The organism is Niastella caeni (genome assembly GCF_004834005.1).
GTDB lineage: Bacteria > Bacteroidota > Bacteroidia > Chitinophagales > Chitinophagaceae > Niastella > Niastella caeni.
Genome location: NZ_STFF01000005.1, coordinates 325,397 through 342,474 on the forward strand (window position 1 = coordinate 325,397; position 17,078 = coordinate 342,474).

Here is a 17,078-nt window from a genome sequence, read left to right on the forward strand (position 1 = left end):
CGGGCTCACCCTTAATCATTCAATACTGCATGTTCTTCCAATGTCTTGCATATTTCCTCAATATGGCTATGATCTGTTCCGCAACAGCCACCGATCACTTTCAGTGAAGGCAATAAATTAAAAAGTTGCATATACCCTTCTGCCAGCAGGCATTTATCACCAGCATCGAGCGTATCTGATTCATCCAGCTCAGCATGGCTTTTGAGGGATGCGTTCGCCCTTATTCCCCTGATCCTATCTTTCCAATTGCCGTCTTTATTCAATTGGGGTAAAAAATGTTGCGGATGCGCGCAGTTGATCATATAATGTTCTGCATAGTATTCCGTTTCACTATCTGTTCTTTCAATGGCTTCCTGCAATGAATCGCCGCTGGGTAATTTGCCATCGGTTTCTACCGTAAATGAAATTACTACCGGTAAATGAAATGGCTGTACTGCCTTAATGATACCGATCGCTTCATCGCAGTAGGTAATGGTAACGGCCGTTACTATATCCGCATCGGCCGATGCAAATGCTTTTACCTGTTCCTGGTGATAGGCTTTGGCTTGTTCGGCCGTCATTTGGTTTTCGGCTTTATAGCCATCTCCTCTCGGGCCGATATTGCCGCTGATTATTATGTGCGGTACTGTTTGTGAAAAAGGTTCGGTGAGCTCCCGCATGAATTGTATGGATCCTTTGTTCAGGTCAAACAATTCCTCGTTTGTGTATCCCAGTTTTATGCCCCAGTCAGCGCTGGCGCGCCAGGTAGGTGTCTCCATCACAAACCCGAGCTTGTATTGCTCTGCCAGCGACAGGTATGGTTGGTAATAGGCTGAGAAAGCCTTTCTGCCGTCTTCTGTACGCAACAATTCAAAGGCCGAAAAATAGTTCAGCGAAATTCCCTTGTTAAAGATCAGGGTGGTTTCAAGGCCGCCATCAGTAAGGTAGTGTTTCTGTGGGAAAATGGCTGATGGATGATATATACTTTCCATCTGGTGTTAATTTAGTGGTTAACCGGCTTAACAAGCCTTATTAAAGTTACTGCTTATTATTAAATGGTTTTTTCTACAGAAAGTAAAAAATTAATAATCCTTTATATTTTTATGGCTTGAAATTGGCAGATGAGCCGGCGATCAACCCTATTTAATATGAAGTATATTTTGTCCCTTGCCCTTTTGAGCTGTATTGTTTTTGAAGTAAGTCCTGTTCAATCTGCTGTGCCCAGTAAAGTGTATCATGCCTCCGGCGCAGCCCCATCCGTGAATGTAAGTATGGCAGATGAGATCCTTAAGTACATTAATGAGTATCGAAGAAAAAAGAAACTCCCCCCAATGACAATGAATACTGTCATGAGTGCCGAAGCGCTAAAGCATAGTGAAAATATGGCAGCGCGCCGCACTTCCTTTGGGCATAATGGTTTTCAACACCGCATAAAAAGAATTACGCCTGCACTCAATGGTGTTTCCGGTGCTGCAGAAAACGTTGCTATGGGTAGTACCACTGCAAAAGAGGTAGTAAGCAGATGGTTAAAAAGTCCAGTGCATAAACAGAACATCGAAGGCAGGTACAATCATACCGGGATTGGTGTTGCTGCTGACAGGAAAGGCGTTTTGTATTTCACGCAGATCTTCGCCGCTAATTAATTCCAAAGTTATTTAATATAGAAGGCCCAGGCCGGTGCTTAAGGTATCGGCCCGGGCTATTATTTGTTAACCAGCCTTCAGATAAGCGCTTGTGATCGATTGTTCTGCATTTAATAGATCTGTCGGCGTGCCCTCAAATAGAACCTGCCCGCCTTTATGGCCACCTTCCGGTCCCATATCAATGATCCAGTCGGCATTTTTTATGATACTAATATTATGCTCGATGATGATCACAGTATTGCCGGCATCTACCAACCGGTTGATGATCGCAAGCAGGTGGCCTATATCCGACATATGTAATCCGGTTGTAGGCTCGTCCATTACATAAATACTTCCTTTTTTATGCATTTCACTCGCCAGTTTGATCCGCTGGCACTCTCCGCCCGATAAAGTGCTCAATGGCTGGCCAAGCGTTAAATAATCCAACCCCACATCATGCATAGCCTGTAGCTTTTTTTGAATTTCTTTTTGTTGAAAGAATGCAAGCGCTTCCTGAACAGATAAATTCAACACGTCGGCAATCGATTTTCCATCCAGTTTGTAAGCCAATACTTCTTCCTTGAATCGTTTGCCTTCACAAATTTCGCAAGGCGTTTTAATGCCATCCAGAAACGCCAGATCGGTATATACCACACCCGTTCCCTGGCAACTTTCACAAGCGCCTTCTGAATTAAAACTAAACAGCGACGCACTTACCTTATTGGCCGTTGCAAAAGCTTTTCTTATATCATCCATAATGCCGGTGTAAGTGGCCGGGTTTGAACGGGATGTAGTGCCTACTGCCGATTGGTCGATCACAATAGCATCAGTATGTTGTTTTAAAAACACGTGATGGATCAGCGAACTTTTACCTGAACCTGCAACACCAGTTACCACTGTAAGTATGCCTTTGGGAATGTTTACATTTAGGCCCTGCAAATTATTAATGGAGGCATTCACAACGGGCAATGTACCGGATGGTTTGCGGAAGCTTTCTTTAATGGAGCCTTTTTTCTCCAGGTGTTTTCCGGTGAGCGTATCTGCTTTTAGAAGTTGCGCAAAACTTCCTTCAAACATGATCTTTCCGCCCTGGGTTCCAGCGTGCGGACCTACATCTACTACATGATCAGCTATTTTTATTACATCGGGATCATGCTCTACTACAATTACCGTATTGCCTTTGTCCCTGAGTTTTTGCAGCAGGTCGTTCAGGCGATGTACATCGCGCGGGTGCAGGCCCACACTGGGCTCGTCGAATATATACATTACATCTACCAGGCTGCTGCTAAGGTGCTTTACCATTTTAATCCGTTGCGATTCTCCACCCGATAAAGTACTGGTCTCCCGGTCGAGGCTAAGGTAACCCACACCAATATCCACTATGTGTTGCAGCCTTTCCTTTAATGTGGCCAGCATTGGCGCTGCTACGGGATCGGTGATCTTTTCAAGGATTGGGAGCAGGTCAGTGATCTCCATGGAAGATAGCTCGGCAATGTTCTTTCCATTTATTTTACAGTTCAATGCAGCCTGGTTCAGTCTTGCGCCTTTGCATAATGAACAAGGCCCAAAACCAATGTAGGGTGCTACCTTTTTTTGTGTGCGTTCTGAAAGGGTTTTGATATCTCTTTTAATATAGGCTTTGGTAAACTTTTCAATAATGCCCATATAGGTAACATTGATGGTTCCGCCGCCAAACTGTGTCTTTACTTTTTGTGGCTTGCTGTACAACAGCAGGTCCATTTCTTCTTTTGTATAATCTTTCAGTTTTTTATCATTATCAAAAAATCCGGAGCTGGCATACATAGCAATTTCCCAGGAAGCAAAAACCGGCACCTGAATAGCGCCCTCATTGAGCGATTTGTTTTTGTCAATAAAAGAATCGGCAATAACGCCCATCTTTTTCCCGAGGCCATTACATTCAGGGCACATCCCTTGTGGGTCATTAAATGAAAATACATTTGAATAACCAGCATGCGGTTTGCCGATCCGTGAATACAACAAACGTAGTACCGGCGCAATGTCGGTAATGGTCCCCATCGTAGAAGTAGAGCCACCGCCCAGTCTTTTCTGATCTACTATAATAGGCATGCTTAAATTCTCAATCGCATCAGCATGGGGAGGCGCGTAACGCGGCAAAAAATTCCTGACAAACATGCTAAAGTTTTCATATAACTGGCGCCGGCCTTCAGTGGCAATGGTGTCAAATACAATTGAAGATTTTCCTGACCCCGATACCCCTGTAAAAATGGTGATCTTCCGCTTGGGGATTTTCAGTGAAACATCCCTAAGGTTGTTCTCACGAGCACCACGTATTTCAATGTATTCCTGATGCATGATACTTTTTTTTACTGTTTGTGAATTGACTTATAACGGCTGAGGCTTAAACGAAAGTTCGGCAATTTAGGGGAGGCGAAGCTTTGAAAGTAATAAAAAATTGTCAAACGCATTCATTTTGCTTAATGGTGTGATAAGTGATTAATATATTGCAAGTATGAGGTACTTCCTGGTTTCTATTCTTTTCTTGTGCATGGAAAATACCATTGCCCAAATGGATAGTATTCCCTTAAAAATGGAGTACTACGCTTCTTTTAAAAACACTGACCTGCTATTTGTTCATACCGATAAACATATTTATACCAACAATGAATTTATCTGGTTCAGCGCCTGGCTGCTGCGTTGTGGAAATGATTCCCTGCCGCTGCACCGTGTTCTGTCATTGGCATTGGTGCCGGCCGATACACGCATTGTTAGGGTACAACAAAAGTTTGTAATGACTAATGGCTATAGTTATGGTAGTATACAATTACCTGATTCTATAGCGCCCGGTGAGTGTAAATTGCTGGCTTATACAAATATGATGGGTGCAGATAGTTTACCTGTTGCCTTGTTTACCCAGGACGTATCCATCCGTTCATTGCGTCAGTCTGATTTTGTGGCAGCGGCCACCATCCTGGAAGATACCACCGCAAGCAAAGACCTGCTGATCACAGTCAGAGATAAAGTCACCGGCAAGCCGGTACAAAATGCGGAATTGTCGCTTTGGAGTGGAAACAGCAAAACGATCACAGCAAGCACGGGCAAAAATGGGATGTATCGACAAAACCTGTCGGCGCTCAAGCCTATCAATATTAATTCCCCCATGGTAATCACGAAAATAAAGTACCAGGGAGATGTGGAATACCTGCAGCATAAATGGCCGTGGACAACCTCAGCGCCACAACTTGAAATGCGGTTCTATCCTGAAGGCGGTTACCTGGTGTCGAACCTCCCTGGTAATATTGGTTGGGAATCGAAAAGCGATCAGGGTGAACCGGTAGCTATAAGCGCTGTGGTGTTTGAAGATCAGCGGCCCATTGATACGATCAAAACAAATGAAAAGGGATTAGGTAATTTTAAAATAGTGCCCCATGCGGGAGCCACTTACAGCATCCGGCCGCTGGCCTGGCCAAACGGAATGAAGTTGAAGGAGGAAGGATATACATTGCAAACTACCCTATCAAAAGGAATGACCATCAGCGTTCCGCAAGCGATTACCGGCGATTCACTATGGTTCAATGTGTATGCAACGGGGTATTCGCAGGTAACCATGGTTGTGCATAATTTTCAAACGGTATTTAATCAACAGATCTTACCTGGAAAAGAAGGTGGTGTGCGGGTGCTCCTTTTGTTAGATGATGTTCCTAAAGGACTAACTGCAATCACCCTGCTCGATAGTAATGGTGGTCCACTGGCAGAACGCATTTTCTTTGCGCATTACAACCGCCGGGCAAAATGTGCAATAACGCCTGATAAAAAGGTTTATGAAAAGCGGCAGCAAGTTAAGGTAACTTTTCAATTGACCAATAACCAGCAACCAATTGCCGGTTTTGCTTCTGTAGCCTGCGCCCAGGCGAACCGGTTCGATAACAGCAAACACCAGGACATTGAATCTTTTGCCTACCTGCATGCAGCAATACAGGATGCTCCTGCTTTTAGTACTGGCCAGGGGTACAACGATGTTGAGTATTTAGAAAATGTTTTACTGGTGCGCGGTTGGCGCAGGTATGCCTGGCAGGAACTGTTGGCAGACAATCATCAACCACCAATGTATCATACGCCTTTCATCAGCGGAAAGGTGATACCAGGTTTGGGAAAAATAAAAAAGCCGCTTACCGTAACCATACTCAATGGTAATACCTCCGTCTCTTTTGTAAGCACTGATTCAATGGGGAATTTTACCTGTGCATATGATCAGTTGCTGGTAGAACAGGATAAAAGATTATGGATGAATGCAGGCGATAAGACTTTAGACAATAAGCTGGTACTGCATGATCCGTTTATTGATATAAATAAAAGACTGGCGGTTAAAATGCATTTTAATTCTGTTGATGCAGACAGGTATTTACAGTATGCACTGGACCTGGCTGAAAGTGATTTTCAAAAAGTAAAACAACTGACCCTGGTTACAGTTACGGCAAAGAAATCAAAAGATGAGTCGATGTTTGGGGCAACAAACGCCTGCGGCGATTATATCTGCATGGGTAATAGATTGAACTGCTATACCCATGCAGGGCAAAGCTCTAATCGTTTACCTGAAAAGGGAAAGACCTATTTTACAAATGGTGGTGGCACTGCGGTATATTGGGGATGCGCTTTTGAGGAAAATAATCATGGCGTATTTCAATATGATGGCATTAAGCTGGGAAAGGAATTTTATAAAATAGATCCTGATGAAATGACTACTGGTAATCCGCAAAACATTTCAACTTTATACTGGTTGCCCACATTGGTATTTGATAAAGATGGTAAAGGCGAGATTAATTTTTATACCGGTGATATTACCGGCCGCTTTCGTATTGTAGTAAATGGTTTGGCCGGTGATAAGTTATTTTATGCGAATGGCTTTATTGATGTGAAATAAGCAGACAGTTCAGGAGTGCAAGTATGTATAGTATGTATAGTATGTATGGTGAAGTATGTATGCATCGTATGTATGTATCAGGATTATTAAAGAATGATCAGATAATAACTAACAAGGATCATTATATGCAGTACTTATAAAATGGTACACGACTTTTATCCACCTTTTTCAATTCTGGCATATAAATGGCCTATCTTGTTCCTGCATTACAGTTACCCCCCTGTAAATCCCTCATGCATGTAATCCCGTTAAATTTATTTGGGTGTGCATTTAAAGTAAATGCCTAACACCTGCCCTGACTGCAAGTAACACAACATCGATTTTTGATGCTGTAGGAAATGAACTGTGTCAACCAGTGAAATTCATGCGGTCAGGTAACTTTTTGTATCGTTTAAACATTTATTTATTATTTAAAAACCTGTTTTATGAAAAAACATTTTCTATTGGCAGGGCTGCTGGCGTTGTTGATCGCCTCCTCCTGTAACAAGCAAGTTGAAAATTCACAGCAACCGGAAGAACAACCGGAACAAATGAAACGACCTGAAGGTGAATACAATGAAATGGATACCGCTGGCATTCGTATGCTCACAACTGCTGCTGCATCCATCGATGTATATCCGGTAAGAGGGAAGCACAATACGGGTTATGACCGATCGCTCGATGGTGGAAGCAAAGCGTCCTGGAACTGTGACCGCGGGTATTCAAACAGCGATTATGTAGCTGGCGATCACCTGGGTATTGATATCTGGGCCGCAGAAGGAACACCCGTAGCGGCAACAGTAAGTGGTACGCTTACGTTGGTTGGCTGGTCAGATTACTCGGGTAATAAAGTAACCATTAAAACGTCCACCGGCTGGTACCATTTCTTTTGCCACCTGAAATCAATTAAATCGGGCATTTCGAATGGCAAAACAGTAAAAGCCGGCGACATTATCGGTTATGTAGGAAAAACGGGTACTGCCTCTAACGGCGTGGTACATTTACACTATTCATTATATCCCGATGGCAATTATAACCGTGGTATTAATCCCTGGTCTTTATTATATGCGAAAGAACTGAATGTTTGTGGTACTACTACTCCAACACCTACTATTAAAGTGCTGGATGATTTTACCAACGGGGTTGGCCATTTTAATACCTCACCAACTTTCAGTGGCAGCACTACAGGTATTGCCACTTCTTCTACTGCAACGCATTATAAGAATGGCACTTCTACGCACCTGCAGGTGAACCTGAATGATAACACCAGTGTTACTACACCCTGGAAGGTAAGGCTACTGTCTGCAGAAGGTACGCCGGGCAGTAATATTTCCTTTTCCAAAAATGGTATTGTGAAATTGTGGTTGAAAACTTCGAATGCTGCCAGTGGTAGTACAGTGCAGGTTTACATCGATGACAGTGATGGAACCGAGGGGTCAGCTACACTCAATGTGATCAACGATGGCGAATGGCATGGCTATGTGTTTGATCTTACGAACTTTAACGGTGTAAATGTGAGTGGCGGAAATGGTAAGATCGATGGCGCCAATGTTACGCTGGATGCCATTGTATTGAACTCGCCCAACCGCTCAGGGACCTGGACGGCCTACATCGATGATGTAGAATGGCAACCGAAATAACAGATTAAACTGAACGATACAAGCCCGGTAATAACCTGAAGGTTGTTGCCGGGTTTATTTTTTGTACTGGTTCAAGATCCCTGTGCCAAACGGCGTCCACCAGCAGGCTTTTTGGCCGCAGGCTTTCAACGCGTTGTTGGTCCAGGTATTACAGGTGTGAAATAAACTGTACCTGCCTTTCGCTTCATAGAAGGTGTCGTGGTCGCCGTAAGGTTTTGCTGTAGTAATAGCAATAGGCATTCCAGAAGCATTTGTGAGAAAACTGTTTTCAATGAATTTTACCAATCGCTGATATTGTTCTTTAGAGATCATCAGCCGGATGCAGTGTTCTCCTTCTTTGGGGTCCTTGCAAAATCTCGTATGTACTGCGGAAGTGCTTAGCCAGAAAGCGGCTTTGAAGGCGGTGCTTGCTTTCAGATCGGCCCAGGTTGGTGTTTCCAGATAAAACCCTTTATCTCCCCAGCCAAATGCTATGTGGTTGAACGCGGTGTCGCCGGTGCGGGTATATTTGTACAGAACGCTTTGACTCCAATCTTTGTTCTCCGTTTTTACCGGCAGTATCAGGTCGGTATGAACGGCATCCCCTTTAATGAATATAGCGATCTGCGGTTGGGTATTGGGCTCAGCGTTTACGGTTAGGTGCGATAAAATACATGCACAACCGACATACACGAGCAATAGGATGACCAGGGTTAATAGTGTATAACCAGTGTATTTCAGAAATTTCCTCATGTGGAAAGGTTATTGATCTTTCTTAATTCCTAAAACCACATGAAAGTAACCTATTTTTTGTAAAAATGACTGACGGGGAAATTGTATAAAGCTATTGGCAACAAATTAACCGGTGAGGCTCCAAAAAAAAATTATAGTGAAAAAATGCTGCTGCAGACGGTGACTGATCCTTTTTTGCTGTCGTTAACTATTTTCAGACCCCTTTTTTCTTTTTGCTGATACACAAAAAAAGTTTTGGCATGCCTGCAATTTATAAAAGCGTCGGAAAATAAACTTCGCTATCGCTTTACTTATTTTCTGAAGAGGAAAATATTTTTTTACGATATCGGAAAAAGTTTACACTATCAGTTTATTTTTTTCTGAACCGGCAAATTTATATTAAGCATCAGTTGTTTTTTTCTGCATCACATAAAAAAGTTTTTGCTATCGGTTTATTTTTCCTGAGGGGGGCAAATTATTTTTATGCATCATCTGCTTTTTTTCTATATCAGTAAATAAGTTTTTGCTACCAGTTTATTTTCTTTCTGTATCACATAATCAGCTTTGTCACCATGTTGCTTTGTTAATACCTCCTTTTAATCCTTTTATCAATGCTTCAATTAGTTAAACGGCTTTATTAATAGGCGTGTATGCACCCGGAAGAAATCATGCAGGCATGGGTAATTGACTTTGCGCATTATGTAAGTAAATACGTCAATATTTACATTTAACGAAAGGAGCGCCAAATGTGGATATTATGGCCAATGTGGCCAATATGGCCATAATGGTCACCGCTTTTGAAAGTGCATTATACATTTGTGTGAGATAACTGAAACCAAAATGAATAGATGTAAATGTTGTGTATGAGGCCGTTTTTTCGGTTACATACAAAGGGTCCCCCGGCAATTGCGTTTAAACAGGCAGGTAGCAGTTATCGATCAACTTTCATTGGCCAATGACCTCTCCAACCCGTTGAAAAAGCCTGGTAAGAGCTTGTTTTTGTAGCGCGTTTTAAACAATCATCAGTAAACACAAAAAAACAAGTATTATGAAAAAGATCAAAATTAGCAGGATACTGTTCACATTCAATTATTGTCGTGCAGGCGACCTCATTAAAATAACACGTCGCATCATTGACAGTATGAAACAGAATGCCAATTTCCCGAATCCCACGCCTCCCCTGGCAGACGTTGAAAAAGGGTTGGAGGAGTTCTTAACAGCTTTATCTAACGCGGGCGGATTCGACCGGGCATTGGTAGCTATCAAGGACAATAAACAGGCCATACTGAAGCAACTACTCACAGAGCTGGCTTATTACGTAACCCAGACCTGTAAAGGCGACAAAGCCCTGTTACTGGGAAGTGGCTTTGATATCAATGCCGATTCTGGTAAACCGCAGCAGGAGCCGCCTAAGCTACGCGTTGAACTGGGTATGCCCGGCCAGGTTACTATCGGAGTAAAGAGGATTGCCAAAGCAAAGGCTTACGTACACCAGTATACCGCCGATCCGCTAACGCCACAAAGTGTATGGATAAGTGAAACAACGCTGAACCCTCAGCATACTTTCACCGGCCTTACATCAGCAGGAAGGATCTGGCTCCGGGTCATTGTCATTGACCGGAAGGGGCAATCCATTTTCTGGGACCCTGTGCTGCGTATTGTTCAGTAAACCGTTTGTTTCATCAGGCTGTGCCGGCTTAACCGGCACAGCTTTTATATAGTATTATATATGGGATACCCGGTTCACGCAACTTGACACTTTATTAAAAACCATTAAAAACAAAAAGTCATGATGCTAACAAAAGAAACAATCTATTCAAAAGATGCTTCAAACAAAAAGCTCAGCGTAGAAAGAGATTTCGATGCGCCGCTTGAAGTGGTTTGGAAAGCCTGGACGCAAAGCGAATTGTTAGACCAGTGGTGGGCCCCAAAGCCCTGGAAGGCCAACACAAAATCTATGGATTTTCGTGAAGGCGGTACATGGCTGTATTACATGGAAGGCCCTGATGGCATCCGCCAATATTGCAAGGTGGATTATAAATCCATTGTTCCCAATAAATCATTCGCTGGTTTTGATGGTTTCTGTGATGAGAACGGAGTTACCAATACCGAAATGCCGGGCATGGATTGGAAATGTGTGTTCACTTCGGTTGGTAATACTACAAAGGTAGAAGTGGAAGTTACCTTTGCTTCAGAAACTGACCTGGAGAAAATTGTTGAAATGGGCTTCAAAGAAGGTTTTGCTGCAGCGCATGCCAACCTCGACGAATTGCTGGCCGCCCAATAGCACTTTTAAGTTACACCCATGCTATAAAAAGCTGAACGGTTTGCCTGCCTTCATGGCAGTAGCTGTTCAGCTTTTTTGCATATAGTAACATGTTATCATATATGCAGTATGTGATAACATCACTCATATGGGGATGACCGTTGTGTAAAAAAAATGTATAAATAGGTGTTTTTACGGGTATTCCCAACGGTTCTCTTTCGTAGTTTTAATCCTATTAAAACTATCCCATGGCTAAAAGTGCAAAAAAGGCAAAGCCAAAAAAGAAACCTTCCACAAATACCAAAACTAATACCATGAATTCTCAGGAACTTACTACCGGTGCGCTCGTAGCTGTTGGAGCGCCCCACTCGCAACAAGTAGGCATTACATTTACTTTTACCGCAGGCCTCGGGCAGGCTACTTCATCCCTGTTCCGGAAAGGTGTTTTGATAAACATGCAAAGTATAAGCAGCAGCGGTAGTGTTCAGTTTTCAGAGGCCCAGAGCGGTGATGTTATTTCAGTGAATGGCATTTGCACCGGAAATGCAACTATTGTGATAGATACACCCACTACGCCTGCTACACCTGACCAATTTAATGCAGGATTGATCATCGCAGGCTATTTAATTAATTAATAAAAAGGTAATATGATCGGAAAAATATCCGGGTTTGGTGTGGTGTTACTTTTATGCTTATCCGTAAAGGTGGTTGCACAAAATCCTAATCCTATTCTTACAGCAGATTCATTGGCTACCGGTAATTATAAAGACGTACTGAATAGCTTTTTTCAACTGGCATTTGAAAGACTGGCAAGTCCTGATAAGGAGATTAAATTTACGGGTACTCCATTTGCCGTGATGGCAAAATTAGACACTACCTTGCTCGTAGACACCGCCTATTTAAAGTATAGAACACTCAGGAACATAAATTATATGTTCGCGCTCAAATTGGATACTTCTTTCCGGTTCAACGGATTTGCATCTGGTATTAAGTATGCGATCATCAATAAACGGGATGAAACCGTTTCAAGGGCATTCCAGATAATGGTACTTAATAATCCCAGCGTTAAGCAACTTTTTGCTTTGAACAATAACATCCTGGCAAAAATTTCGGCCATGCCCGATGCGGCAAGTGCTATTACAGAATATAGCCAGTTTACAAAAGGCGCCATAAATTTCGGCCAATTGAGCCCACCACTGCAAGCAACCATTCTGGCTGCGTCGAACACCGACTCTACACAAGCGTTGAATCAAATGTTGTTAGCAAATAGCAGCTTTAACATGGCCACCACTGCGAATAATATTTACCAGGAACTCAAAGATAATTTTAACCAGAACCTGCTGTGGACTGTAGGCGTTACTGATACCACCTACAAGAACCAATTTGTTTTTTCTAACATCGTAATTCATTCTGAATTAATAAAAGGACTGAATAAGTTTACTAAAGCCAAGAACGACCTGGAGTTGAACATCAGATCGGCCTTGCAATTGCTTGACGATTCCCTTAAAGTGGGCAGGGATCTAAAGCGGGTGTTGTTTAGTTTCGAGCCCGGCATTAACGTAGCTTTTAAAACCAAGACCACCAAAAAGAGTTACCTCGAAATGAAATTCAGCGGCGGCTTTTATCATAACTTCAGTTATTTGTATGCAAATGAAGACCGCAACAGGGTTTTCCTGAATGGCACCGTGCGGGTTAGAATTATGAACGATATCTGGGTGCCGTTTGAAGTGAAGTATGATCCCAGGAATGGCAATTTATTCGGCTTCATTAATGTGCGAGCTAACTTTAAAGCGCTCGGTAGCGCCGCCAAACAGCTTTAATGTATAAGATGCCCTGATTAAAAACAGGGAAACAAGATAATAGCAAAGGTTGGTGTAAAAGCCAGCCTTTTTTATTGCTGCTTTCGGGGTTTTGTGATCCGGAGAGTAATATTCAAAAACTCAGAAGGTAAAAACAATTCAATCCCAAAATCCCGCAATCTCAAAATCTCACAATCCCACAGTCCCACAGTCTCCCAATAATCTTCCCCACTCTGCAATCATTAAGACTACTGGCATAGAATACGTTGTGCATTCCTGAACCTTCGTTATACCCGTGGCACAATTTTATATGAACCTTACATATGCACCGCCGGTTCAGGTTATACATATATCTGGGGCTGATACTTATAACCCAAAACTCCACCGCTCAACTGTTGGTATCAGATACAGCTACCTATATAAAGGTTGTTGCCGGGCCTGCGTACCAGCGGCCGCTATCTCAGCAAAAGCTTTGGGGGCGTAATCGCCGCGTTGAATGGACAACACCTATTCGGGTTCCTGTTTTAAAACTCGATACAGCTTTTGGCGGTTTAATTCCTTATAAAGCGGGCGGTGGCAATGAATCAAAGTCACTAAGGTTGCGAACGAAAGCTGGTAAAGAATATGCACTTCGCTCAATACATAAATCAAGGAAAGAAGTGATACCGCCTGGTATGGAAGGCACGTTCATCGAAGATATTGTGAATGACGGTATATCTATGTCGCACCCATACGGCGCCTTTGCCGTGGGTGGAATGATGGAGCAAGCTGGTATTTACCACACCTTACCAAAGGTGGTGTATTTACCGGAACAAAAGGCATTGGATACCTTCAATACAAAATTCGCGAACGATCTTTATTTATTGGAGCAAAGACCTGAAGGCAACTGGCAGGAAGCCGATAACCTGGGTAATTTCAGCACATTCAGCAGTACGGAAGAAGTGATTGCAAAGCTGCAGAAAGAAAATACGTTCACTGTAGATCAACGTGCTTATGTAAAAGCCAGGTTGTTTGATATCCTGATCGGTGACTGGGACCGGCATGAAGACCAATGGAGTTGGGGCGAAAGGCGTGTGGCAGGTGGCATACAATTTATTCCCGTACCCCGCGATCGTGATCAATCGTTTTTTGCGCATGACGGCGTGCTTGTTGATCAGTTCATTAAAGTGGCAGGGCTTAGTTATATGCAGAATTTTGATCATGAAGTTAAAAGGCCTGAAGTCTTGAGCACGTCGGCAAGGTTTATGGACCGGCTGTTTACCAATGGCCTTACCCTCGCCGATTGGCTGAAGGAAGCTGAAAGCCTGCAACAGGCGTTGACCGATTCTGTGATCATTCAATCCGTTGCAGGATTGCCACCGGAAGTATATGCGGTTAAAGGCCAGGACCTGATCGTAAAATTAAAATCGCGCCGCAGGCAAATACCCTTATATGCAAAGCAGCATTATCTGTTTATTGCAGAACAGGTAGAAGTGCTCGGAAGCAAGCAGCAGGAGCATTTTGAAGTGACCAGCGCAGGCAAGGATGAAACCGTAGTAGCTGTCTTCCGCATAAATAACAAAGGGGAAAAAGCGGATAAGCCTTATTATCAAAGACAATTTAAACGCGCAGAAACAAAAGAGGTGCGGTTGTTTGGCATTGATGGTGAGGATGTATATGTTGTTAATAACGACGCAAATATTACCATTCGATTAATTGGTGGTCCCGGAAAGGATTCCATTGTTCAGGAAAAACGCAAGGTGCACGTATATGACAATGCGAACAACGCTTTCCAAACTACATCGGCCCACATGCATTTGTCATCAGATACTTCTATTCATAGCTGGGATTACAAATGGTTCAAGATTGGCAAGAAAGGTTTTCGGCCCAGCTTATTATATAATAACGAAGATAGGTTTTATGTAGGGTTACGTTACCGGATCAGAAAGCATAAATGGCGCGAATATCCTTTTGCTTCCTATCATGAAGTTGGCATTAATTATTCCCTGGTTCAAAATGCATTCAGTGCAGAAGCGCAGGCAGTATATCCTAATGTAATAGGACGGTGGAACCTGGTTTTACGGGGAGAATACGATGCCATACGCTGGACAAATTTTTATGGTGCGGGCAATGAAACCCATGCTATAACAAACGATATGAACTATTACCGATTACGCACGGAGGAGTGGTACGCCAGCGTTGGTTTAAATAGAACTTTTGGCAAAAACACTGTACAGGCAACTGCTTATTACCAGCGGGTAAAGGGCAGGAATGATCCGGAACGGTATCCGGCGAAAGTATTTTCACACACGCACGGTGTGTTTTCGCCAAATCCATATGCGGGTGTGCAACTTACCTATTCCTATGCGTCGCTTAATGATTCTGTGGTGCCGGTAAAAGGATTCACTTTTTTGACCAATGCAACGTATGCAAAAAATTACAGGCAGCAGGAGTTTTTTCAGCAATACAATGCGCACCTGCAGGCTTATTATCCCCTTGGCGATCATTTTTCGCTGTCTGTACGCGTAGGTGGTGAAACCATAGTTAATGATGCTGTATTGAACAGCGGCCAATCGTATCAACATGCGATCATTGGCGGTCCCCGCAACCTGCGTGGTTATCGAAGAGACCGGTTTTGGGGCAAGACCGCATTTTATAATAATAATGAGCTACGCTATCTTACCAGCTTCCGTTCGCGCCTGATGGCTGGAACAATAGGGTTCTTCGGCTTTTTTGATCAGGGACGCGTATGGATGCCCGGCGAAAGTTCCGACGTATGGCATACGTCGTGGGGGCCAGGCATACTCATAGCCCCTTTCAATAAAGTAAGTTTATCGGTTTCTTATGGCGTTGCAGAAGAAGTGAACCTGATCCAGGTGCGTTTGAACAGGTTGATCTATTAAACTTACAGTTCAATCATTCCAATATTATTTGATACCTCAGTACCATTAGCAATGGTAAAATTACCGCCGATATACAAAGCATTTTTATAAACAGCCATGGTATATACCGAACCTTCAAAGCCATGAATAACGGGCGACCAGCGGTTTGATTTTAGAACGCTGATGTTTTTGGCCAGGTTGTTCTCTTCACCGGTTTGGAATTTTCCCCCTGCATATAAATTTCCGGCATATTCAGTTAATGTCGACAACCAATGGCGGGGTATTGCTCCCCAAAGCCCATCTTCGTTATGGTTCCACTTTTTGCCATCATAATATACGATAAACTGCGAAGGTGTATTGTTAATGCGAGAGAAGTAACCACCGGTATATAGTTTATTGTTATGAATAGCAAAGCATGAAACTGCGCCGCTTAATTCAACACCGGCATCAGACCATACTTTCCCGTTCCAGCGCATAACACGTGCGTTTTCGTTTTCCAGGAAGGTGCCGCCTGCATATAATTCGCCATTGTATTCGGCCAGCGCATAAATGTCATTGCCATGTTTGGTCTTGATGGGTACCCATTTCTTCCCATTCCATTTAAATAAGTTGGCCTGTATATTTTCTTCTTCAGCAAAAGAACCGCCGGCATATAATTCTCCTTTATAAACAATCAGGGCGTTAATGCCGTAAGTGTCTATCTCACCCACTGCCGACCATTTTGTTCCATCCCATTTTGCAATATATTTTACAGGAACGCCGCCGGCTGATTTAAACACGCCGGCAACATACAGTTCATCTTTGTAAACACATACTGCCGTGGCTACGGCATCGAGGCCAGTGCCTACCGGAGACCATAGGGAGCCATTCCACCGGGCAATATTGGCGGCGTCAATATTGCCAGCCTTTTTAAAACTGCCGACTGCATACAGTTCTCCTTTATATTCTATCAATTTCTGTACAGTTCCACCATATGAAGCACCTTTATCAGCATAAATTAATGGGGAAGATTGTTTTTTTTCAGTAGGTATCTGGTCAAATACCCCCGTTCCAAGGGCGGTTAATTTTTGTGCATTAACAGAAGTGGCCATGTTTATAAATATAATGATGGTTAGAAAAGAAGTGATAATAAAATTGAGCGATGTGTTTCGATTATATTTCATGGGTACCATAATGTAGTACGTATTTTAATTGTTAAATCAGTTAATAAAAACGGCAATGCTGTTTACAATACAGATGGCGGGCAGCCAAAAATTGCATAAAGAAGGCATATAATTTTTTTAGAAACTGTTACCCTGCCAATTTATTGCCGACCGTGGTA

At 43.0% G+C, this 17,078-nt stretch carries 12 protein-coding genes; 8 read left to right on the plus strand and 4 right to left on the minus strand.

Features of this window, described 5'->3' with window-relative positions:
- Positions 1–11: 11 nt before the first annotated feature.
- Entirely contained in the window at positions 12–971 is a 960-nt protein-coding gene (locus FAM09_RS19075; protein WP_136578732.1) for a homocysteine S-methyltransferase family protein, read from the minus strand.
- A 156-nt stretch (positions 972–1,127) separates the two neighbouring features.
- Between FAM09_RS19075 and FAM09_RS19080 the strand changes: the two genes are divergently transcribed.
- Positions 1,128–1,622: a CAP domain-containing protein gene (locus FAM09_RS19080; RefSeq protein WP_208025606.1), complete on the plus strand. Its 495-nt coding sequence runs from the start codon at positions 1,128–1,130 to the stop codon at positions 1,620–1,622.
- Positions 1,623–1,688: 66 nt separating this feature from the next.
- Here the strand turns inward: FAM09_RS19080 and FAM09_RS19085 are convergent, their stop codons facing one another.
- Positions 1,689–3,935 carry an ATP-binding cassette domain-containing protein gene (locus tag FAM09_RS19085; RefSeq protein ID WP_136578733.1) on the minus strand — a complete coding sequence of 749 codons (2,247 nt, stop codon included), beginning with the start codon at positions 3,933–3,935 and terminating at the stop codon, positions 1,689–1,691.
- A 157-nt stretch (positions 3,936–4,092) separates the two neighbouring features.
- Here FAM09_RS19085 and FAM09_RS19090 point away from each other — a divergent pair, with 157 nt between their 5' ends.
- Positions 4,093–6,501, plus strand: coding sequence for a hypothetical protein (locus FAM09_RS19090; protein WP_136578734.1), 2,409 nt, complete (start codon positions 4,093–4,095; stop codon positions 6,499–6,501).
- A 425-nt stretch (positions 6,502–6,926) separates the two neighbouring features.
- Complete coding sequence (locus tag FAM09_RS19095; protein ID WP_136578735.1) at positions 6,927–8,120, plus strand: M23 family metallopeptidase; 1,194 nt, start codon at positions 6,927–6,929, stop codon at positions 8,118–8,120.
- Between the two features lie 54 nt (positions 8,121–8,174).
- Here the strand turns inward: FAM09_RS19095 and FAM09_RS19100 are convergent, their stop codons facing one another.
- Entirely contained in the window at positions 8,175–8,852 is a 678-nt protein-coding gene (locus tag FAM09_RS19100; RefSeq protein WP_136578736.1) for a TIGR02117 family protein, read from the minus strand.
- 1,027 nt (positions 8,853–9,879) lie between these two features.
- Between FAM09_RS19100 and FAM09_RS19105 the strand changes: the two genes are divergently transcribed.
- The 5 genes from FAM09_RS19105 to FAM09_RS19125 all read left to right on the plus strand — a co-directional run bounded on the left by FAM09_RS19105 (position 9,880) and on the right by FAM09_RS19125 (position 15,778).
- On the plus strand, positions 9,880–10,500 hold the full coding sequence (locus FAM09_RS19105) for a hypothetical protein (protein WP_136578737.1): 621 nt from the start codon (positions 9,880–9,882) through the stop codon (positions 10,498–10,500).
- A 120-nt stretch (positions 10,501–10,620) separates the two neighbouring features.
- Complete coding sequence (locus FAM09_RS19110; RefSeq protein WP_136578738.1) at positions 10,621–11,118, plus strand: SRPBCC family protein; 498 nt, start codon at positions 10,621–10,623, stop codon at positions 11,116–11,118.
- A gap of 293 nt (positions 11,119–11,411) precedes the next feature.
- Positions 11,412–11,732 carry a hypothetical protein gene (locus FAM09_RS19115; RefSeq protein ID WP_136578739.1) on the plus strand — a complete coding sequence of 107 codons (321 nt, stop codon included), beginning with the start codon at positions 11,412–11,414 and terminating at the stop codon, positions 11,730–11,732.
- A 12-nt stretch (positions 11,733–11,744) separates the two neighbouring features.
- Positions 11,745–12,917: a hypothetical protein gene (locus FAM09_RS19120; protein ID WP_136578740.1), complete on the plus strand. Its 1,173-nt coding sequence runs from the start codon at positions 11,745–11,747 to the stop codon at positions 12,915–12,917.
- Positions 12,918–13,291: 374 nt separating this feature from the next.
- Positions 13,292–15,778 (plus strand): BamA/TamA family outer membrane protein, encoded by a 2,487-nt coding sequence (locus FAM09_RS19125; RefSeq protein WP_136578741.1) that lies wholly within the window; start codon positions 13,292–13,294, stop codon positions 15,776–15,778.
- Between the two features lie 2 nt (positions 15,779–15,780).
- Here FAM09_RS19125 and FAM09_RS19130 read toward each other — a convergent pair whose 3' ends face one another.
- Positions 15,781–16,920 (minus strand): hypothetical protein, encoded by a 1,140-nt coding sequence (locus tag FAM09_RS19130; protein ID WP_136578742.1) that lies wholly within the window; start codon positions 16,918–16,920, stop codon positions 15,781–15,783.
- Positions 16,921–17,078: the final 158 nt, after the last annotated feature.